A 19,499-nucleotide genomic window follows, 5' to 3' on the forward strand; every position below is an offset into this window, starting at 1 on the left:
CGAGCCCGTTTCCATTGTTATTGGAGTTGGATCAGAAGGCCCACATCATAGCGTGCCGGCCGGCTGACGCCAATCGTCAACCGGCCGGCGGTAACGGATCTATACCTTGAACTGCCCTACCAGATCACGCAGGCTCTCACCCAGTCTTGCGAGCTCATGGCTGGCTTCGTTGGTCTGGGTGACACCGGTATCGCTTCGCTGCGCCGCGTCCACGATGCGCACCACGTTCTGGTTGATTTCCTCAGCCACCTGGCTTTGCTGCTCAGCGGCAGTCGCTATCTGGGTAACCTGATCGTGAATGTGGCCCACGGACTTCTCAATAGTGCGCAGGGCATCCGTGGCGTGGTTGATGCGCTCGACGGTCTCGGTGGACCGGGTACGGGAGGCATCCATCCGCTCAACGGCGGCCCGGGACTCGGTCACGAAGCCATCAATCATGCCACGAATCTGGTCAGCGGATTCGGCACTGCGTTTCGCCAGCTGGCGCACTTCGTCTGCAACCACCGAGAAGCCACGACCGTGCTCGCCGGCCCGGGCTGCCTCGATCGCGGCGTTCAATGCCAGCAGGTTGGTCTGATCCGTCACCGCGTGGATTACGTCCAGCACCTGGGTGATCTCATCGGTTTTCTCGGCCAGATTACTGATGCGGGTAGAACTTGCGTCAATTTCTTCCGACAACTGGTTGACGGAAGACTGGGCATTGGCAATGGTCTCACCGCCATCCCGCGCCAACTTGTCGGCATCCGATGCCGCACTCTCCACCGAGTTGGCATTACCGGAAATCTGCTGGATGGTCGCAGCCATTTCATTAATGGCCGAGGCAATCTGGTCGGTCTCGGAGCCCTGCTCCTGGACCGATGCCCGGGTTTCCGTGGCAACGCGACTCAGCTCTTCAGCAGCGGAGGCCACCTGATCGGTCGTGGCGCCAACTTCCCGGATGGTGTCCTGGATTTTCACCACAAAGGCGTTGAAGCGACGACCCAGTTCCGCCAGTTCATCGTTGCCCTCGTCAGGCAGGCGCTTGCGAAGGTCGCCCTCACCCTCGGCGATGTCTTTCATCAGTGCGCTAACCCGGTTCAGCGGGTTGGTGACGGTACGACCGACAAAAATACCGATAAGCACCGCTATTATCACAATCACTGCGGCTTCAAGAACCATATAGCCCAGAGCCTGAGCAGTCTCCTCTTCAATGTCAGCCCGGGCCGCAGCCACTACCCTCTCGATGTCGGTGACATAGACACCGGCGCCGATCATCCAGTCCCAGCCCGGAATGAGGGTTGAGTAAGACACTTTTGGCTCCAGCTCGCCGGATTCGGGATTGGGCCAGTCGTAACCAAAGAACCCCGCACTCTCTGCCGCATCGAACAGCGAGCGAACCAGCTTTTGCACGTCGGGATTGGTTGTGGGGCCTTCCCGGGAAGGATCCGGTGCGTAGGCCAGGTTCTGCAGATCGCGGGCATAGGCAAACACATAGTTGCCGCCCTCAAAGCTGATGGCGCGCAAACGGTTCCTTGCCTGTTCACGGGCTTCGGCGTCGGATAGCTGCGGATTGTTCTTGGCTTCGAGGACCACGGAACGGGCGGCATCCACCAGGTTCCTCAAGCCTTCTTTGCGCGCCTCAAGCAAGCTGGCTTCCAGGCGCTCGAGCTCAGCTTCACCGCCACTTTTAATCTGAGCGACTGTAGTCCAGGCAAGGGCTACCGCCGTAATGACTACCGGGATCAGTACACCCAGCAAAAGACGGGAACGTATGCTTAGCCGGCTCAGTAATGTCATCTGTGATTACTCCATGAAATATTGGATACCCGGCGCAATTATCCACATTGGCGCGCAAGGTTGTGTTCCAGTTTGTAAAACGCAGGTAAACAGGCAAAAAGCATCCTGGAAACAGGCCCACTCCAACCTGCCATACTCCTGGCGAATATCATTTACACTGCTATCGGCCGGTCGTGGAATGACTTGAACCGGACTTGAACTGAAGGCGAAAGCGCTGATGAAATACCTGTATCTGATCCGACATGGCAAATCCAGCTGGGCCGACGACAGCCTCCGTGACCACGCGCGCCCACTGAACCATCGCGGGCTGAAACAGCTTGCCCCCATGAGCAAGGTGGTGCGCGCTGCAGGAGTGCTCAACGGCCCGATATTCTGCAGCGATGCCGCCCGGGCGCGACAGACCCTGGATGGCCTGATACCAGAGGACCTGCGCCAGAACACGCAGGTGGACCCTGCTCTCTATACCTTCAACTACAGGACATTGATCGACTGGCTGCGAGCCAGGGAGGATGAGGACAGTATCACTCTGATTGGCCACAACCCTGCCCTGGAGGAACTGGCGGACTATCTGTTAAAACAGGGACCGGAAAGCTTCCCCACCGCCGCTGTCATGCAGATTGCGCTGCCGGTGAAACACTGGCACAAGCTGGCACGGCACAAGGGCCGGCTGGAGCAGTTCCTCACACCCAGAGATGTCAGCTATGAACAGTTCAACCGCAACCGTAAAAAGGTCCCCGGCAGCAAAGACACGCCCCTTACCCGTCACATTCCCGAGGCACTCCAGCACCAGTACCAGCGCATGCGCGATCTTGAGACCGGCGTAATCCGCGGCTTTGACGATGAGTTCCTGCACCAGTATCGCATTGCCATCCGGCGCAGCCGCGCTATCGCCGAATCCATCAGTGAGATCCACAGTGACACGGAGCTGCGCAAGGCGTCGAAAACCCTGAAGAAACACGCCCAGGCCACCAGCGAGCTGAGAGACCTTCATGTTTTCCTGGCGGATCTTGAGCAGTGGCAGTTACGGGAAGGCGCCGGGGTAGCGCTGGTCAGCTCCGGCGCCAGAAGCTATTTCGCCAACCTGGCGGACGCAGAGCAACAGGCACTGGCCAAGCGACTGACCGGTAAAAAATACCGCAGGGATATGGAGCGTTGGCACCAGCTCATATCTTCCCGTCACTTCAAAAAAATAACCCGCAAACTGACCAGCGGAGACATCCGTAAGGCGCTGGACAAGCGTATAAAGCAGTACGACATCCTGGCTCAGCAGCTCAGCGAGCAGGCGCCGGACGAAGACTTCCACCGCCTGAGGAAACGGCTGAAACGCATACGTTACCTGGCCGAGCTGGACAAGCCGGCATTTGGTGAAATGCTCAGGCAACTGAAATATCGGCAACAGAAGTTCGGTGATTTCCAGGACTTGCACGTGCAGTTGAGTATGCTGGCAAGGTTCCGCGACAGCATTGCCACCGAGCCCGATATGCTGGAATCCGTGGCCGGCCTGAACAGCCTGATACAGGACCTCGAATCAGAAAAGTCCAGCGTCCGGGACGAAATCCTGACTATTGGAGATATTGATGGACACCCTGTTCTATGACGGCAAGTGCCCTTTGTGTGCAAAGGAAATCACTACCCTGAGAAAACTTCAGCGTGGCAACCTCACCTTTGCCGATATCCATGCCGAGGAAAACCGCAATGAAACGCTGCCCGACCGGGAGGCACTGCTACGCAGGCTGCATCTGCTGACCGGCGACGGCGACTGGGTGGTGGGACTGCCCGCCAATGTCCGCGCCTGGTCCCACACCCGCCTGGGTTTCTTTTTCAGGCCACTGCTCTGGCCGGTCATTTATCCCCTGGCAGCGCGTATTTACGGCAACTGGGCAGACAAACGCTATGACAGGAAGTATGCCTGTGGCACCTGCGGGATCTGACACCGCCGGGGTCTTGACTACACGGAGCGTTCCCGCCCGGCCCAGGCGGACCAGGAATAAAGCGCCAGCGCTATCCAGATCATCACAAAGCTGAGCAGCTTTTGCCCGCTCATCGCTTCATCAAATACAAACAGCGCAATAAAGAACTGGAGCGTGGGGTTGATGTACATCAGAAAACCCACGGTGGCCAGGCGTAAACGGCGGGCGGCACCGGCAAAAAACAGCAGCGGGATGGCGGTGACAATGCCGCTGGAGATCAGCAATACGGTGATGGTTGCGCTATCGCTGAAGTGGGACTGGCCGGCAGATCCCAGCCATCCCAGAGCCAACAGCCCCACCGGTAACAGCAGCAGAGTTTCCACGAACAGGCCCGAGAGACCGTCCAGCTCAACCTGCTTGCGCAGCAGTCCGTAGGTGCCAAAGCTGAAGGCCAGCACCAGGGTAATCCAGGGTACCAGGCCCAGCAGGAAAAACTGGTAGAGAATTGCGATGGTTGCCAGCGCAACCGCCACAACCTGCAGACGCGAAATAGTCTCCCGCAACACCAGCATACCCAGGCCCACATTCACCAGGGGGGTGAGGAAATAGCCCAGGCTGGCCTGGAGCACGTGGCGTGTTTCCACGGCGTAGATGTAGACACCCCAGTTCAGGGCAATAAACACCGCGCATCCCAATACGAAGCCGAGCTTTCCGGGGCGTGCCAAGGCTGCTTTGATCGGACGCCAGCGCTTTAGAACAGTCACCACGATAGCCAGGAAAACGCAGGACCAGATCACCCGATGAATCAGCACTTCATAGGAGGGCACCCCCGCGAACAGGGCAAAGTACAAGGGGAAACAGCCCCAGATGGTGTAGGCGGACAGACCGTATAGAACGCCTCTGGTGGCTTCGGGTGCGGCGGTTTTCATAGCTTCCTCATTGTCTGATGCGTCAATTTAGCACACCGCTGGTGACGCCTGCCCGCCAAATGCCTTACTCTCGGTGTATTACTTCAACGCTCTGGAGACACACCATGAAAACCGCTCATGATCTTGTTGAACAGGCAAAGCAGGATATCCGCGAAGTTCCGCTGGAGCAGGCAGACGATGCGATTAACAAAGCCGATATGCTGGTCGATGTCCGTGACCCGGACGAATACCGCGCCGGCCACATACCCGGAGCGGTCAATATTTCCCGGGGCATGCTGGAGTTCAAGTTTACCAACGATCCTGCCCTGGAAAACCGTGACCTGAACATCGTGTGTTACTGCAAAACATCAGGCCGTGCGGCACTCAGTGCAAAAGCACTCAAAGAAATGGGTTACCTGCACGTGACATCCATCGCCGGTGGTTTCGATGCCTGGCAAGAAGCGGGCAAAGCCGTTGTGCAGCCGGACCTGCCGTCTTTCGAGTAACCACCCACGGGTCAGCGGCAGCAGGCTTTGTATTTTTTACCGCTGCCACAGGGGCAGGAGTCATTCCTGCCCGGTTTAAGGACGCCTTCACGGGTATCACCGCTGAGATAGTACCAGCGACCGTCCTCCCTGAGGAACGTGGATTGTTCTTCCAGATAGCCCCAGCCGCCGGCTACGCGATAAAGGGCGCGGAAGTGAACGGTGCCGTCGTTGACCGCCTCACCAGACGATACTATGTGTAGCGAGGTCCAGTCAGGTGAGCCATTCAGATCCAGCGTTCGGGGTCGGGTGCTGGAATGCCATGTGGTGATCAGGTAATCAGACAGGCCCAGAACGAAGGCGCTGAAACGCGAGCGCATGAGATGTTCGGGAGTGGGTGCCGGCTGGCCGTGATGGTAAGGCTGGCAGCAGGCACTGAACGATTTGCCGCTACCGCAGGGACAAAGTTCCGGGGTGACATCTGAAACCATCTGAGGGTCCTTGCTGAGATTATCCGGGCCATAAAACTTTCAGTTTAACAGTTTTAGGAGCCCTGCCCCTGTGATGATGTCACTGTAAACCCTGCTATTCCGCCCATAAACGCGCGCGGAAGCGGCTCTGCTTCCACAATACGGCGATCCAGATGGCATGCAGGTTGATCAGAAATGCCAGCACCCACTCGAAGGCATCGTCCATCTGGCTGTAGATATCCGGCACCACCGCCGTCAGGATGACCGAGAGTATGCCCACCGCCAGTGCCAGCTCACATAGCCATAACAGGCGCTTGCCACTGCTATGCCATCGTGGGTGTTCCCGCAGAGCCGAGCTGATCAGCAACTGCGCTATGTAAGTGAGTGAGAAATACAGCACCACACCGATGCGACGGGTCAGGTTGAAACCGTCTCCCTCATGGCCAAGCGCGAGGGTGTAGGCCGCCAGGGATACACAGGCCACCAACCCCAGCCATGGTATCCAGGGCCGGCCGCGGCTGGTAGCGCCCAGTTGCAGTAACCAGCGGCTGTTAAGGAACCAGAACAGGATCCCCAATAGCGCCGCTGGCAGCATGGTGCCTTTAAAAATAAAGTAACTGGTGCCGTAGCGGCCGGTGCGGCTGATACTGGTACAGCTGTCCCAGTAGGGAATACACCAGGAGATATGACCCTCCAGCACTGACACCGTAAAGGTAACGTGAATGGTAACCATCGGTATCAGTGCGGCGGCCATGGCCAGCCACCAGAGGGGGATGCCAACATTCGCTTTGTTCATAGCGACGCCCTCAATACTCAGGAATACGGAGCCAGATGCGACATGGCTGCGATGCCTTTGCTACGCTAAAACCATTAACACCATGCTTCAGTCCTGATGATCAAAGCCTGATCAGATCACAACCTGTTCAGCATGAAATTCCCGGTTTAGAGACCCTGTATTATGCCACTGGCCCACGAAGATATTGTAGAGACTGACATTCCCCTATCCCACTTGCAGATCGGGATGCATGTGATTCGTCTCATCGACCGTGGGAAGACACCGACTTCCTGATCGAGGGCTTCCTCCTCCATTGCAAAACGGAAAGTCACCTACTTGATCAACAAGGTGAACCAGCCGTGAAACGTCTACGGCACGGATGAGCTGTGCCGATGCCAATGGGATTTTTCAATCGCCAGGCCCCCGAGATATCAGCCCCGGTTGATCACGGCCATGGTAAGCCTTGAAATACAGGTCAGCTTGCCTTCCTCGTTTTCCAGCCGTATCTCCCACACCTGTGTGGTGCCACCAATATGAACGGGGCGCGCCGTACCATACACCCAGCCCTTGGTCACTGAACGAATGTGGTTGGCGTTGATATCCAGCCCTACCGCAATCTGGCCTTCCTCACGCAGGCAGTAGTTGGCTGCCATGCTGCCCAGCGTTTCCGCCAGCACCACCGATGACCCGCCATGAAGAATGCCAAACGGCTGAACAGTACGCTCGTCCACCGGGATGCGGCCAATCAGATAGTCATCACCGACTTCCACGTATTCGATACCCATCGTGGCGACGGCTGTGTTCCTGCTGGCCTCGGCCATTTGTTCAAGGGAAGGGATATTGCGGGTCCAGATTGCCATGGGGTGACTGTCTCCTGATGTCTGTCAATAGGCTTGAATCAGAACGAGTTTATACAGTTAGTCTGCGAACGACTATCGGATTTTGTTGACCTTTCTCAAATTTTAATGAGATTCATTTGCATTTGAAATCTGCATTGCTATGCTCAGTAACGTTGACTCCAAAAGCGTCCCCGGCAGAGTTCTGCCCGGCAGGAAGAGGATTGATGATGAGCAAAAATGCCATTCAAATAGCCGGTTCACCCAGCCACATTTTCAATGCCTGGCGGGCCCTGAAATCATCGACGGCTGCGCCCGCACAGGGAAGAGCGGGACAGGGTTCCGAGCGACCGGTGACCACGAAATCCTAGGATTTCGCTGCAGCCAGCGCCCGGTTACTCAACCCGCACAAGCGCCTGTTTGTCCCAACCCAGGCGTCCGGTTTCCGTAATCTGGCGGCGAATCCCCGGCACCGGCCGGATCATGAAAAGATCGCCATTGCGGCCAACCAGAGTGCGGGGCACTCCGTTTGCCTTGGCAATGGTCCCCTGGGTTTTCATATGTTCGGCTTCACCGTGAACAGGTATGGCAACCGAAGGCCTTACCCAGCGATACATTAATGCAAGCTCTTCCTGCGCCGGATGGCCGGAGGCGTGTATCGGTAACTCCGCATCCTCGGCGGTGATCACCGCGACCCCCAGGGTTTGGAGGCTGCTGATCAGAGCGCCAATGGCCTCTTCGTTTCCGGGGATGGCCCTTGCGCTGAAGATAACCGTATCCCCGGCCTCCAGCTCGAAGTCCGGGTGGTTGCCACTAGCCAGGCGACGCAGCGCGGTGCGGGGTTCGCCCTGGCTTCCCGTTGCCACCGCCAGCACTTCACTCCGGGGCAGATAGCCAATATGGGAAGGATTAATCAACTGATCGGCGGCATCCCATAATCCCGCGGATTTTGCCGCGCCACTCATGTTGATCAGGGAACGGCCAAGCAGGCCCATGTAACGCCCGGTCTCCCTGGCGATCGCGGCCAGGGTGTGCAAACGGGCAATATTACTGCCAAAGCAAGTGACCACAACACGGCCCTTGGCAGCCGCAACCGTTTTCAGCAACCCGTGATGCAGCGCAGCCTCGGACACCGAATGGCCCGGCACCGTCGCATTGGTGGAATCGCATACCATGGCATCCACGCCTTCGTCGGCCAGATCGGTGAACGTCTTTTTTGAATAGCCATGGCCAACCAGCGGTCGGTCATCCAGTTTCCAGTCACCACTGTGAAAGATATTGCCAATGCCCGTGCGAATCATCAGTGCGTTCGGATCGGGGATGGAGTGGGTGAGCGCCAACCATTCCACCTCGAACGGCCCGATCATCCGGCGATTCCCGACGTCAACAACGTGGATCGGCACCCGGTGGAGCAGGTCAAACTCCGCCAGTTTGCGGCGCAGGATTTCGGCGGTGAAACGGCTGGTATAAACCGGGCATTGCAGTAACGGCCAGAGGTAAGGCACGGCACCAATATGATCTTCGTGGGCGTGGGTTATCACCAGGCCGGCCAGCTGGTCACGGCGGTCGGCAATGAAAGCAGGGTCTGCCATCTGCACGGGCGGTTCGCCAGGATGATGAACCGAACCATCGGCCGCAATCCGCCCCGGCCTGGGGAAGGTCACGCCGCAGTCCACCATCAGCCAGCGACCATCGTGACCATAAAGGTTGAGATTCATGCCGATCTCGCCGGTTCCCCCCAGAGGCAGGAACCACAAATCATTGTGATCCGGTGTCATTGTAAAGCCTTATCCCGACTGACTAAGTCGGACTTGAAGTGGACTCGATAATAGTACGTTGATCGTTGCAGGAAGTACCGGTAACAGGCAGCAGGTCGGATCCACAGGATCTGGCTCTTCATCGGCGATCATCATTCGGTACCAGCGGTTGATTTACCAGAGATCCACCGCAATAAACAAAGTAACAGGCAGTGACATCGAATCCATTCAGAACGTAAAAGGATAGATTGCATGAAAGTACTGATGGTTCTTACCTCGCACGATCAGATGGGAGACACCGGCCATAAAACCGGCTTCTGGCTTGAGGAATTCACCGCTCCCTATTATGTGTTCAAGGACGCTGGTGCCGACATCACCATCGCCTCGCCGAAAGGCGGCCAGCCACCGGTTGATCCCAACAGTGAAACAGACGATGCACTGACCGAATCCACTCGCCGCTTCGAGCAGGACGCCCACGCCAGGGAATCCCTTGCCAGTACCAAAAAACTGGCGGATGTGGACATGAACGATTACGACGCCCTGTTCTATCCCGGTGGCCACGGGCCCCTGTGGGATCTGGTCAACGATGACAAGTCCGTTGCCCTGATCAAGACAGCCTATGAACAGGACAAGGTTATCGGGGCCGTCTGCCATGCGCCGGCCGTCTTCAAGAATGTGGAAATCAAGCCGGGACAGAACCTTGTCGGCGGCCGCGAAGTGACCGGTTTCAGCAACAGCGAAGAGGAAGCCGCAGGCCTGACCAATGTTGTGCCCTTCCTGCTGGAAGACATGCTGAAGCAAAACACCGCCACCTACTCCAAGGGTGACGACTGGGCTCCCCACATCGTGGTGGACGGCAAACTGATTACGGGTCAGAACCCCGCCTCCTCCGAAGGCGCGGCCAAGGCAGTGGTGCAGACGCTTCAGGAAGGCTGAATGCCTTCCTGACTGCTGCCGTTATTCCCCGGCGTGGCTAAGCAGCACGCCGGGTGCTCCTGCTTCCAGTATTTCCCGTAAAGAAGCCGGTATTGCGGTCTTCGCCATTTCCGATGGCCGGATCAGCACGTAAGTGATATCCGCCTCCGCCACCAGCTGACCATCTCCATAGCGGTAGAATTCCAGGTGAACGGTGAACGAGGTATTGCCAATGCGTCCCGCCTTTACCCTCGCCTCCAGCACATCATCAAAGCGCGCCGGCGCCCGGTAATTCATGGCCAGACTCACTACCTGGATGTCCAGGTCCTGGTCGAGCAGGTTCTGGTAGTCCCCGAACAGGGTACGGATGTATTCGTTGACGGAAATATCCACGTAGTCCGCATAGCGGGCATTGAAGACAACACTCTGGGCGTCGCATTCGCCGTAGCGGACGCGGAAACGGAAGCGAAAGGAACGGTCGGCGGACATGATCATTTTCTCCCGGGCCCCTGCCGGCAGGGGCCCGTTCAGACAGCTAGAAGTGAATGACCGAGCGGATACTCTTGCCCTCATGCATCAGCTCGAAAGCCTCGTTGATATCCTCCAGCGGCATATTGTGGGTGATGAACACATCCAGCGGGATATCCCCTTTCTCGGCCTTTTCCACGTAACCCGGCAGTTCCGTCCTGCCCTTGACGCCGCCGAAGGCAGATCCCTTCCAGACCCGTCCGGTCACCAGCTGGAACGGACGGGTGCGGATTTCCTCGCCTGCGCCGGCAACACCGATGATGATGGATTCGCCCCAGCCCTTGTGGCAGCACTCGAGGGCTGAGCGCATCACGTCCACGTTGCCGATGCACTCGAAGGAATAGTCGACACCGCCATCGGTCATTTCAATGATGACTTCCTGGATCGGCTTGTCGTAATCCTTGGGATTGACGACATCGGTGGCACCCAGCTGCTTGGCGATGTCGAATTTTCCGGGGTTGATGTCGATGGCGATAATGCGGCTGGCCTTGGCCATGGTGGCACCGATAATCGCGGCCAGGCCGATTCCTCCGAGGCCGAAGACAGCTACGGTCGCACCCTCTTCCACTTGTGCGGTATTCAATACCGCGCCAATGCCGGTAGTAACGCCACAGCCCAGCAGGCACACTTTTTCCAGAGGTGCTTCTTTGGGAATTTTTGCCAGGGACACTTCCGGCAGAACCGTATATTCCGAGAAAGTGGAGCAGCCCATGTAGTGGTAAATGGGCTCACCCTTGTAGGAGAAGCGGGAGGTTCCATCCGGCATCACCCCCCTGCCTTGGGTTTCACGCACGGCACCACACAGATTGGTCTTGCCGGAGGTGCAGAATTTGCATTTGCCGCATTCGGCCGTGTAAAGGGGAATCACGTGGTCGCCAACTTCCAGGGAGTTCACGCCCTCGCCAACAGCTTCGACTATACCGCCGCCCTCGTGGCCCAGGATGGCGGGGAAATTACCTTCGGAATCGGCACCGGAAAGGGTATAGGCATCGGTATGACACACACCGGTGGCGACGATCCGCACCAGCACCTCCCCTTTCTGGGGCGGAGCAACGTCTACTTCGACGATCTCCAGCGGTTTATTGGGGGCAAATGCGACCGCAGCACGGGATTTAATCACTGGCAGACTCCTTGAAAACAGTTCTGGATTTAATGTCTCGGGTTTTACGTGTTTGACGCATTGTAGACGACCGGTCTAATATAACAACCATGACATCGAACGACACACGCAATCACATCATCAACACCGGGGCGGATCTGATCGGCCAGAAAGGCTTTGGTGCCACCGGTATCAACGCCGTGCTGACAACTGCCGGCGTTCCCAAAGGGTCGTTCTACCATTACTTTAGCAGTAAGAACGACTTCGGGTTGGCTGTCATCGACGCCTTCACCCAGGAGTACGATGCCAGGCTTGATCAGATTCTCAACGACACCAGCCGCCCCTGCGTGGATCGTCTTCACGCCTATTTCAATAGCGGACTGGAAACCATGGCCAGCTGCGAGTTTACCCGCGGTTGCCTAATCGGCAACCTCGGCCAGGAACTGGCTGGCCAGAATGAAACCTTTCGCCAACGCCTGGATACGGTATTCAAGGGCTGGGAAAAGCGTTTTGAACGCTGTATCGAGGAAGCGCGACAGGCGGGGGATGTGGATGAGTCCGTCAACCCTGCTGATGTTGCAAGTTTCCTTCTGTCCGGGTGGGAAGGCGCTATCCTGAGGGCCAAAGTGCTGAAATCCACCGAGCCCATGGAGCGGTTCGTGCGAGTTTTCTTCCACCAGTGTCTTGGTACCCAATAAGTATCGCCGACTATTTTTTTCGTTACCGTCTAGTAGACTGGTCTAATTAAATCAATTTAATTCTCAAGGAGAGCAATTAATGAACAACGTAAACGATGCACTGTTTCAACCCCACGAACTCGGCTCACTGACACTGCCCAATCGCGTGCTTATGTCACCGTTGACCCGTGCCCGTGCCGGCCAGCCCGGCGATGTACCCACTGACATGAATGCGCAGTATTACCAGCAGCGTGCCAGTGCCGGCCTGATTATCAGCGAAGCCACCCAGGTGTCACCGCAGGGCAAGGGCTATGCATTCACACCCGGGATCCATTCACCGGAGCAGGTTGAAGGCTGGCGCAAAGTCACGGGTGCCGTGCACATGGCCGGTGGGCGAATCCATGCCCAGCTGTGGCATGTGGGTCGTATTTCCCACACCGCCCTGCAACCGGACGGCAAGAAGCCGGTGGCACCGTCCGCCATCAGGCCTGAAGGTGCCAAGACGTTCATCAGCGCCGATTCAGGCATGGTGGATATACCCGAACCACGAGCGCTGGAAACGGAGGAGATGACGGATATTGTCGAGCAGTTCCGTCAGGGTGCGCTCAATGCCAGAGAGGCAGGGTTCGATGGCGTTGAAGTCCACGCCGCCAATGGCTATCTACTGGACCAGTTTCTCAAGAGTGGCAGCAACCAGCGTAACGATGAGTTTGGCGGTTCGCTGGAAAACCGGATGCGTCTTCCTTTGATGGTGATAGAGGCGGTAGTCGATGTCTGGGGCAAGGACAAAGTTGGCGTCCGAGTCAGCCCGACAGGCAGCTTCAACGCCATGTATGACGAAGATCCCGTGGCAACCTTTGGCGAATTCGCCAAACACCTGAACGATCTGGGCATTGCCTATATCGAGGTGGTTGAGGATTCTTTCCAGGGCAACCACGCCAATGGCCGTCCCGAAGAAGTCATCGATGCCATCCAGGCCGGATTCAAGGGCACCTATATCGGCAATGGCGCCTATACCGCGGAAGAAGCCCGCAAGCGCATCAGTCGTGGACGTTGCGACCTGGTGACCTTTGGCCGTCCGTTTATCGCCAACCCGGACCTGCCGGAGCGCTTCCGCCAGCATGCCGAACTGAACGAATGGGATGACAGCACCTTCTATGGCGGCGATGAGCGTGGCTATACCGATTACCCGACGCTGAAAGAGCTCGAAACCAGCGCCTGATTCAACCAATGCACTCAACCAGGAGTAATTCCATGAGCAACACCAACGATCCGATTAACCAGAAAGTTGTGATCATCACCGGCGCCAGCAGTGGCCTCGGTGAAGCCACCGCACGCCGCCTGGCAGGCAGGGGCGCAAAGCTGGTACTCGGCGCCCGCCGTGAGGACCGCCTGAAAGCCCTCACCGAGGAGCTGAAAGCCCAAGGAGCCGAGGTGACGTGGCAAACAACTGATGTCACCGAGCGCAAACAGGTGGAAGCTCTGGCCGCTGTCGCAAAAGACACCTTCGGCAGGATTGATGTGCTGATCAACAATGCCGGCCTTATGCCACTGGCACCGCTGGACGCACTGAAAGTCGATGAGTGGGAACAGATGGTGGACGTCAACATCAAGGGCGTCATGTACGGCATCGCCGCTGTGCTACCCACCATGCGCGAGCAGCACAGCGGGCACGTGATCAACCTGTCATCCGTTGCCGGCCACAAGGTGTTTCCGGGGGCCGCCGTCTACTGCGCAACCAAATACGCGGTGAAAGCACTCTCCGAAGGCCTGCGCATGGAAGCCGGTGATGAAATCCGCAGCACCAACATTTCGCCTGGCGCGATCGCTACCGAACTGACCAGTACCATCACCGATCCCGACGCCAAGAAGGCGGCGGACGATCTCTACGAGGTGGCAATTGACTCGGACGCCGTGGCCAGGGCTATCGTTTACGCCATCGAACAGCCTGCGGACGTTGATATCAACGAAATCATCCTGCGGCCGACTGCCCAGGAGCTGTAGTACTGAGCCGGTTGCGGCTTACCGGGTGAAAGTGTCAGTTTCTGACGGCCATGCAAAACTATATCCGCTATAAAACGTAAGTTTTACATGGTCGTCAAAACAACGGAGTTTCAGGTTGCATACACTTTACTGGTTTACCCGTGATCTACGGCTGCACGACAACCCCGCCCTGTTAGCCGCCTCAAAGTCAGACATGTTGCTGTGCGTGTACGTGGTGGATCCACGCTGGTTTTCGCCGGGTCCATTCCAGTGCAAAACCATGGGAGACCATCGCTGGCGCTTTCTCTGGCAAAGCCTGATGGCCCTTGAGCGCAGCCTGAGGCCACTGGGGCAGCGGTTGCATATTGCCTTTGGCGAGCCGGAAACGGTGATTCCGGAACTGGTGCATAGTCACCGGATCGGTCGTATCATTCGATCGCGCCAGCCGGGCACCCGGGAAGGCGAGCAGTGGAATGCCATAAAAGAGAAGTTGCCAAAGACGGTTTTCCAGCAGTTCGAGACCCTGAGCCTGTTCACCGAAGGCTCGCTTCCGATGCCGCTGGAGGAACTGCCGGATACCTTCTCCCGCTTCCGTAAAGTGGTTGAATCATACGGTGAGCGAAACGCCGAGCGCCTGCGTATTCGCACGCTCACAGCGCTACCGCCGGCCCCCGGCTACCCGGAAGACAATCGCGGGGAATGCCCGGCGATTCCGGAGCCGCGGCAGCCGGTCTGGTTCAGGGGCGGCGAGTCCGCCGGACTGGCTCGTCTCAACGATTACCTGTTTGTGAATCACCGCATCGATTCCTATAAGGAAACCCGCAACGCCCTGGATGAGCCCGAGGCGTCTTCCCGTCTTTCCCCCTGGCTGGCAAACGGCTCCCTGTCTGCCCGCGAAGTGGCCGAGTCCATCAGCGAGTACGAGGGGAAGCATGTTAAAAACGAATCCACCTACTGGCTGTGGTTCGAACTGCTGTGGCGGGAGTATTTCTACTGGTATGCCCTGAAGCATGGCCCCGATCTGTTTCGCCGCGACGGAGTTCAGCAGAAAAAGCGCTCAGCCTCCTTCTACCCTCACCGGTTCAAGGCGTGGTGCGCCGGCAGCACGGAGTACCCGCTGGTGAACGCAGCCATGAACCAGTTGCGGGAAACCGGGTACATCAGCAACCGCAGCCGGCAGATTGTCGCCAGCTGCCTGGTGAACGAACTGGAGCTGGACTGGCGTTACGGCGCTGCCTGGTTCGAAGAGCAACTGGTGGACTACGATGTCGCCAGTAACTATGGCAACTGGCAGTACCAGGCCGGTGTTGGCGCCGACCCCAAAGGCCCGCGGCATTTCAATCTGGAAAAGCAGGCCCGACAATTCGACCCGGATGGCGAGTTCATACAACGCTGGCGGGGTAATGCGGCCCAGCCGGTTGGTCTGCACCTGGTTGATGCCGCCGACTGGCCAGTGTGATACTGGCTATTCAATCCCGTGAGGATACCCTTGACCATGCCCACACCCCAGCAAGCCCTTGCCCGCATTATCGATACCTGCCAGCCCGGCACTCTGGTGGTCTGCGGCCAGGTGGCCGGCGAGGTGGGTGATCACTGGTGCCAGCACCACGGCGATTCTGCCATGACAACACTGGACAGCGATTCCCCCAACGACGCCTTTCCGCTGCCTCAGACCCAGGATCTTGCGCTGATCACCGACACCCTGGAGCACCTGAGCCATGAGCAAGGGGAAATCCTGCTGGGCCAGCTTCGCAATTACGGTACCCATCAGATTGCCGTGGTCGTGCCCGCCAGTCCGCAGTGGGCATTTACCGACTTCATCGGGCTGGGTTTCCGTCGCCAGGCGGAGCTGGGAGACGAAAACAGCCCGCTAACCCTCTACACCTATAACATCGACAGCTACAACCACAAACGCGCCTGGAACAACCCCGACAACTGGGCCAACCCGGAAATGTGGGGTAAGGCGTGGTGGTGAACTTCACGGAACCGGATCGCTCCCGCATCATCGAAATGGCCTGGGAAGACCGCACGCCATTCGAAGCCATCGAGGCCCTCTACGGTTTGCCGGAGAAAGACGTGATTCAGCTGATGCGCCGGGAACTGAAACCGCGCAGTTTCAGGCTCTGGCGCAAACGGGTCAGCGGTCGCCGGACCAAACACCGGGCACTTCGCCCCGCCGGGGTTTCCCGGGGTTACTGCCCCACCCAGTATAAACATCAGTAAATCACAGCCCCTCGATCACGCTGAGGTTGCGCCTACAGGCATCGAGATAGCCTGCGCCAAACAGGTTGTAATGGTTGAGGGTATGATAGAGGTTATAGATAGCCCGCTTGGTGACGTAGGCGTCGGTCCGCGGATAAACCCGATCATAGGCTGCGTAGAACTCCCCTGAAAAGCCCCCGAACAGCTCGGTCATGGCGATATCTGCCTCTCGGTCACCAAAGTAGACGGCAGGGTCAATCAGCCAGGGGCCGGCGTTATCGAACAGCACATTGCCCGACCAGAGATCACCATGAAGCAGGCTGGGGTGGTCGCAGTGCTCGTTCAGGAAACCTGTCAGAGCCGTGCCCTTGCCTCCTAGCACAGCGTCAAACTCCGCCCGGACCTGTCGGTTCCGTATCATGCCAACCTGCACACTTAGGCGGTCTTCGAGGAAAAAGGCGCCCCAGTTGTCCGACAGTCGATTCTTCTGGGGTGACAGCCCGATCATGTTATTGCCATCAAAGCCGTAGTGGGGCTGACGAACAGCATGCATGCGGGCGAGCCCTTCACCCAGCATTGCCATGGCCGCCTTGCTTGCGGGTCCGGCCTCGATGCGAGGCATAACGAGTTCCTGCTCGGAAACGGCATTCACAGGTGGAACACGCAGCTCCGTGACACCGGCGGTTTTGAGAGTATCTGCCAACACCTCAAGGCCCCTGGCTTCGCACAACAGGGCTTCTGGAAAAGACGTGGAATTGTGTTTGATGAAATCAGCCATGCTCTCAGTATAACCACGATCCGGAAACCCCACGCAAACCCCTTGGCTTTGGCGGAGGCTTGATGGATCATGGCAGGAGTAAGGAACTTCACTACAGGTAATAGCCAATGGCAACGTTCAGCGATCGCAAGGCAAACGAACAGTTGAATACCGAGGCCGACAGGGTCCAGCGCGATGATGTGGCCGACCTGCTCGACCGTCAGCAGGTCATCGAGGACAGGGTCAGGAAAAGCGGCAAACTGAAGCGTTTCAGCACCGACATCCGCCTGATGTTTTCCATGCTGCAGGATTATTGGCAGGGCAACTACCGGGAAGTGCCCTGGAGGAGTATCGCGGCCATTGCCGGCGCCCTGATCTATGTGCTCAACCCGCTGGACCTGATTCCGGACATTCTGCTGGGTGTTGGCTTTCTCGACGATGCCGGCGTGGTCGCCGCCTGCCTGGCCTTTGTGGAATCTGACCTGCTCCGCTACGCCGCCTGGAAAGATTATCGAACAGAGTCACAAACGCTTACCAATGGTGATTGATTAAATTGTGGACTGCCGTTAATCTTTCGGCGCCCTCAATACCGTCTATACCATTTGGAGTTCGCGTGGATTTTGCCACCCTGATTGGTCTCGTAGGGGCCATTCTTCTTATTGCTTCTGCTGTCATCCTCGGCGTTTCCCCTGATGTATTCATCAACCCGCCCTCGATCCTGATTGTTGTCGGAGGCACGCTGCTTGTGGTGCTGGCGAAGTTCAGCTTCAACCAGTTTTTCGGTGCTTTCAGGGTGGCGGCCCGGGCCTTCAAGTTTCGCCTGCCAGATACCCGTAAAAGCATTGAAGAACTGATCGATGTGGCCAATATCGCGCGCAAGGAGGGAGTGCTTGGCCTGGAAGACCGGGAAGTGGGTTCCCCGTTTCTTGCCAAGGGGATACAGATGCTGGTCGACGGCCAGAACGCGACCACCATCAAACAGTTGCTGTCCAAGGAGCGGTTGCTGACCCTGGACCATAACCGCTCTGGGGCCAAGGTGTTTACCGCAATGGCAGACGTCGCCCCGGCCATGGGCATGATTGGCACGCTCATCGGCCTGGTGCAGATGCTGTCCAACATGGAGGACCCGAAATCCATCGGGCCCGCCATGGCGGTGGCACTGCTCACCACACTCTACGGCGCCATGATCGCCACCATGATTGCAACGCCCATCGCCGATAAGCTGTCCCTGCGAATGACCGAAGAAGCCCGCCTGCAGTCGCTTTACATCGATGCTCTGGTGGCTGTTCAGGAAGGCACCAACCCGCGGATCATTGAGCAGATGCTGTCGAGCTACCTGACACCGAAGGAACGGGAAAAAAACGCCGAAGCCGAAATGGCAGGCGGCTAGGCCATGGACGAATTGCCGGAAGAGGAGAAGCCGGGTATACCGGGCTGGGTGGTCACTTTCGCTGACCTGATGTCACTGCTGATGTGTTTTTTCGTTCTGCTGCTGTCCTTTTCCGAGATCGACGCACAGAAGTTCAAGCAGATCGCCGGTGAAATGTCGAAAGCCTTTGGTGTTCAGCGGGACGTCCCGGCTCTTGAAATTCCCCAGGGCACCAGCCCGATATTTGACAAGTTCTCCCCGGCCCCACCGGAACCGACAGTCGTCAACGAAGTCAGGCAGAGCACCACGGACACACAGCCGGAACTGGAGACCCTGAACAGCCCAACCGATGTCGCCGTGGAAACGGCTGTTCAGGAGCAAATGCAGAATACCCTTGAGCAGGTCCGGTCGGTCCTGGAACCGGCCATCGCCGACGGGCGGGTGAATGTCCGTGAGGACCAGCAACGGATCGTGATCCGTATAGAGGAGAAAGGCGCTTTCCCCTCGGGTTCCGCCGAGCTGACCTGGGAATTTGAAGGCCTGTTACTGGAAATGGCCGCCATCCTGGCGGGGATACCCGGGGACCTCACCATCGAAGGTCACACCGACGATGTTCCCATACGTACCCAGAGGTTCTACAGCAACTGGGACCTGTCTGCGGCCCGTGCGGCGTCGGTTGCCAATGTGCTGTTGGCTGAGGGCCAGCTCGATGCAGGGCGGCTTGCTGTTACCGGCCTGGCATCCACCGACCCGCGGGTGCCAAACACCTCACCGGAAAACCGCGCCAAGAACCGCCGGGTGGAAATCATCATTGATCTGTCCGGCCCCATCCAGGAACAGGAAATCCGCTTACGGGAGCTTATCAGCCCGGGTCCCGGACTTTCCGCCTCGCCAGAATCCCCGAGACCCATCGAACCTGCCGGTAGCGACCTGCAGTGGTAGTTGCACTACCGTGGTGCGCATAGAAAAAATGCACCATTTAGCAGCACGAACGGGATGTGTTGACACTTTCCCACTCCTGACCTTTGCTTAAAAAGCCCGCTCTGACAACA

22 protein-coding genes are annotated in these 19,499 nt (G+C 57.7%); 13 read left to right on the forward strand and 9 right to left on the reverse strand.

The window, feature by feature from the left end:
- Positions 1-99: 99 nt before the first annotated feature.
- Positions 100-1,776 (reverse strand): methyl-accepting chemotaxis protein, encoded by a 1,677-nt coding sequence (locus DIT71_RS04390; protein ID WP_114611996.1) that lies wholly within the window; start codon positions 1,774-1,776, stop codon positions 100-102.
- Positions 1,777-1,993: 217 nt separating this feature from the next.
- Between DIT71_RS04390 and DIT71_RS04395 the strand changes: the two genes are divergently transcribed.
- On the forward strand, positions 1,994-3,373 hold the full coding sequence (locus tag DIT71_RS04395) for a CHAD domain-containing protein (RefSeq protein WP_114611997.1): 1,380 nt from the start codon (positions 1,994-1,996) through the stop codon (positions 3,371-3,373).
- Positions 3,354-3,707 carry a thiol-disulfide oxidoreductase DCC family protein gene (locus tag DIT71_RS04400; protein WP_199490949.1) on the forward strand — a complete coding sequence of 118 codons (354 nt, stop codon included), beginning with the start codon at positions 3,354-3,356 and terminating at the stop codon, positions 3,705-3,707. Before DIT71_RS04395 ends, DIT71_RS04400 begins: the two co-directional genes overlap by 20 nt.
- A gap of 17 nt (positions 3,708-3,724) precedes the next feature.
- Here the strand turns inward: DIT71_RS04400 and rarD are convergent, their stop codons facing one another.
- On the reverse strand, positions 3,725-4,615 hold the full coding sequence (gene rarD / locus DIT71_RS04405; protein WP_114611999.1) for an EamA family transporter RarD: 891 nt from the start codon (positions 4,613-4,615) through the stop codon (positions 3,725-3,727).
- A 104-nt stretch (positions 4,616-4,719) separates the two neighbouring features.
- Between rarD and DIT71_RS04410 the strand changes: the two genes are divergently transcribed.
- Complete coding sequence (locus DIT71_RS04410) at positions 4,720-5,100, forward strand: rhodanese-like domain-containing protein (RefSeq protein ID WP_114612000.1); 381 nt, start codon at positions 4,720-4,722, stop codon at positions 5,098-5,100.
- 11 nt (positions 5,101-5,111) lie between these two features.
- Here the strand turns inward: DIT71_RS04410 and DIT71_RS04415 are convergent, their stop codons facing one another.
- The 4 genes from DIT71_RS04415 to DIT71_RS04430 all read right to left on the reverse strand — a co-directional run bounded on the left by DIT71_RS04415 (position 5,112) and on the right by DIT71_RS04430 (position 8,938).
- Positions 5,112-5,570, reverse strand: a complete 459-nt coding sequence (locus tag DIT71_RS04415) for a YchJ family protein (RefSeq protein WP_114612001.1) — start codon at positions 5,568-5,570, stop codon at positions 5,112-5,114.
- Positions 5,571-5,664: 94 nt separating this feature from the next.
- A complete protein-coding gene (locus DIT71_RS04420) occupies positions 5,665-6,345 on the reverse strand; it encodes a hypothetical protein (protein WP_114612002.1) in 681 nt (226 codons plus the stop codon).
- Positions 6,346-6,755: 410 nt separating this feature from the next.
- On the reverse strand, positions 6,756-7,184 hold the full coding sequence (locus DIT71_RS04425; protein ID WP_114612003.1) for a hotdog fold thioesterase: 429 nt from the start codon (positions 7,182-7,184) through the stop codon (positions 6,756-6,758).
- A gap of 371 nt (positions 7,185-7,555) precedes the next feature.
- Entirely contained in the window at positions 7,556-8,938 is a 1,383-nt protein-coding gene (locus tag DIT71_RS04430; RefSeq protein ID WP_114612004.1) for a ribonuclease J, read from the reverse strand.
- A gap of 231 nt (positions 8,939-9,169) precedes the next feature.
- Between DIT71_RS04430 and DIT71_RS04435 the strand changes: the two genes are divergently transcribed.
- Positions 9,170-9,853, forward strand: coding sequence for a type 1 glutamine amidotransferase domain-containing protein (locus tag DIT71_RS04435; protein ID WP_114612005.1), 684 nt, complete (start codon positions 9,170-9,172; stop codon positions 9,851-9,853).
- Positions 9,854-9,874: 21 nt separating this feature from the next.
- On the opposite strand, the gene DIT71_RS04440 is transcribed toward DIT71_RS04435, so the two are convergent.
- Together DIT71_RS04440 and DIT71_RS04445 are read right to left on the reverse strand one after the other, a co-directional pair.
- Positions 9,875-10,321, reverse strand: coding sequence for an acyl-CoA thioesterase (locus tag DIT71_RS04440; protein ID WP_114612331.1), 447 nt, complete (start codon positions 10,319-10,321; stop codon positions 9,875-9,877).
- A gap of 46 nt (positions 10,322-10,367) precedes the next feature.
- Positions 10,368-11,480 (reverse strand): S-(hydroxymethyl)glutathione dehydrogenase/class III alcohol dehydrogenase, encoded by a 1,113-nt coding sequence (locus DIT71_RS04445; RefSeq protein ID WP_114612006.1) that lies wholly within the window; start codon positions 11,478-11,480, stop codon positions 10,368-10,370.
- Between the two features lie 89 nt (positions 11,481-11,569).
- On the opposite strand from DIT71_RS04445, the gene DIT71_RS04450 reads away from it, so the two are divergent.
- The 6 genes from DIT71_RS04450 to DIT71_RS04475 all read left to right on the forward strand — a co-directional run bounded on the left by DIT71_RS04450 (position 11,570) and on the right by DIT71_RS04475 (position 16,342).
- On the forward strand, positions 11,570-12,157 hold the full coding sequence (locus DIT71_RS04450) for a TetR/AcrR family transcriptional regulator (RefSeq protein WP_114612007.1): 588 nt from the start codon (positions 11,570-11,572) through the stop codon (positions 12,155-12,157).
- A 79-nt stretch (positions 12,158-12,236) separates the two neighbouring features.
- Entirely contained in the window at positions 12,237-13,358 is a 1,122-nt protein-coding gene (locus DIT71_RS04455) for an alkene reductase (protein WP_114612008.1), read from the forward strand.
- Between the two features lie 32 nt (positions 13,359-13,390).
- Positions 13,391-14,140: an SDR family oxidoreductase gene (locus DIT71_RS04460; RefSeq protein WP_114612009.1), complete on the forward strand. Its 750-nt coding sequence runs from the start codon at positions 13,391-13,393 to the stop codon at positions 14,138-14,140.
- A 115-nt stretch (positions 14,141-14,255) separates the two neighbouring features.
- A complete protein-coding gene (locus tag DIT71_RS04465; RefSeq protein WP_114612010.1) occupies positions 14,256-15,578 on the forward strand; it encodes a DASH family cryptochrome in 1,323 nt (440 codons plus the stop codon).
- Positions 15,579-15,614: 36 nt separating this feature from the next.
- Complete coding sequence (locus DIT71_RS04470; protein WP_114612011.1) at positions 15,615-16,094, forward strand: DUF6231 family protein; 480 nt, start codon at positions 15,615-15,617, stop codon at positions 16,092-16,094.
- Positions 16,091-16,342, forward strand: coding sequence for a TIGR03643 family protein (locus DIT71_RS04475; protein WP_114612332.1), 252 nt, complete (start codon positions 16,091-16,093; stop codon positions 16,340-16,342). The genes DIT71_RS04470 and DIT71_RS04475 overlap by 4 nt, the downstream gene beginning before the upstream one ends.
- A gap of 1 nt (position 16,343) precedes the next feature.
- On the opposite strand, the gene DIT71_RS04480 is transcribed toward DIT71_RS04475, so the two are convergent.
- Positions 16,344-17,099 (reverse strand): fructosamine kinase family protein, encoded by a 756-nt coding sequence (locus tag DIT71_RS04480; protein ID WP_114612012.1) that lies wholly within the window; start codon positions 17,097-17,099, stop codon positions 16,344-16,346.
- A gap of 107 nt (positions 17,100-17,206) precedes the next feature.
- Here DIT71_RS04480 and DIT71_RS04485 point away from each other — a divergent pair, with 107 nt between their 5' ends.
- The 3 genes from DIT71_RS04485 to DIT71_RS04495 all read left to right on the forward strand — a co-directional run bounded on the left by DIT71_RS04485 (position 17,207) and on the right by DIT71_RS04495 (position 19,389).
- Positions 17,207-17,626, forward strand: coding sequence for a YkvA family protein (locus DIT71_RS04485; protein WP_114612013.1), 420 nt, complete (start codon positions 17,207-17,209; stop codon positions 17,624-17,626).
- A gap of 65 nt (positions 17,627-17,691) precedes the next feature.
- Positions 17,692-18,468, forward strand: coding sequence for a flagellar motor protein PomA (gene pomA / locus DIT71_RS04490; protein ID WP_114612014.1), 777 nt, complete (start codon positions 17,692-17,694; stop codon positions 18,466-18,468).
- Between the two features lie 3 nt (positions 18,469-18,471).
- Positions 18,472-19,389 carry a flagellar motor protein MotB gene (locus DIT71_RS04495; protein ID WP_114612015.1) on the forward strand — a complete coding sequence of 306 codons (918 nt, stop codon included), beginning with the start codon at positions 18,472-18,474 and terminating at the stop codon, positions 19,387-19,389.
- Positions 19,390-19,499: the final 110 nt, after the last annotated feature.

This window comes from Marinobacter vulgaris, from assembly GCF_003344045.1.
Lineage (GTDB): Bacteria > Pseudomonadota > Gammaproteobacteria > Pseudomonadales > Oleiphilaceae > Marinobacter > Marinobacter vulgaris.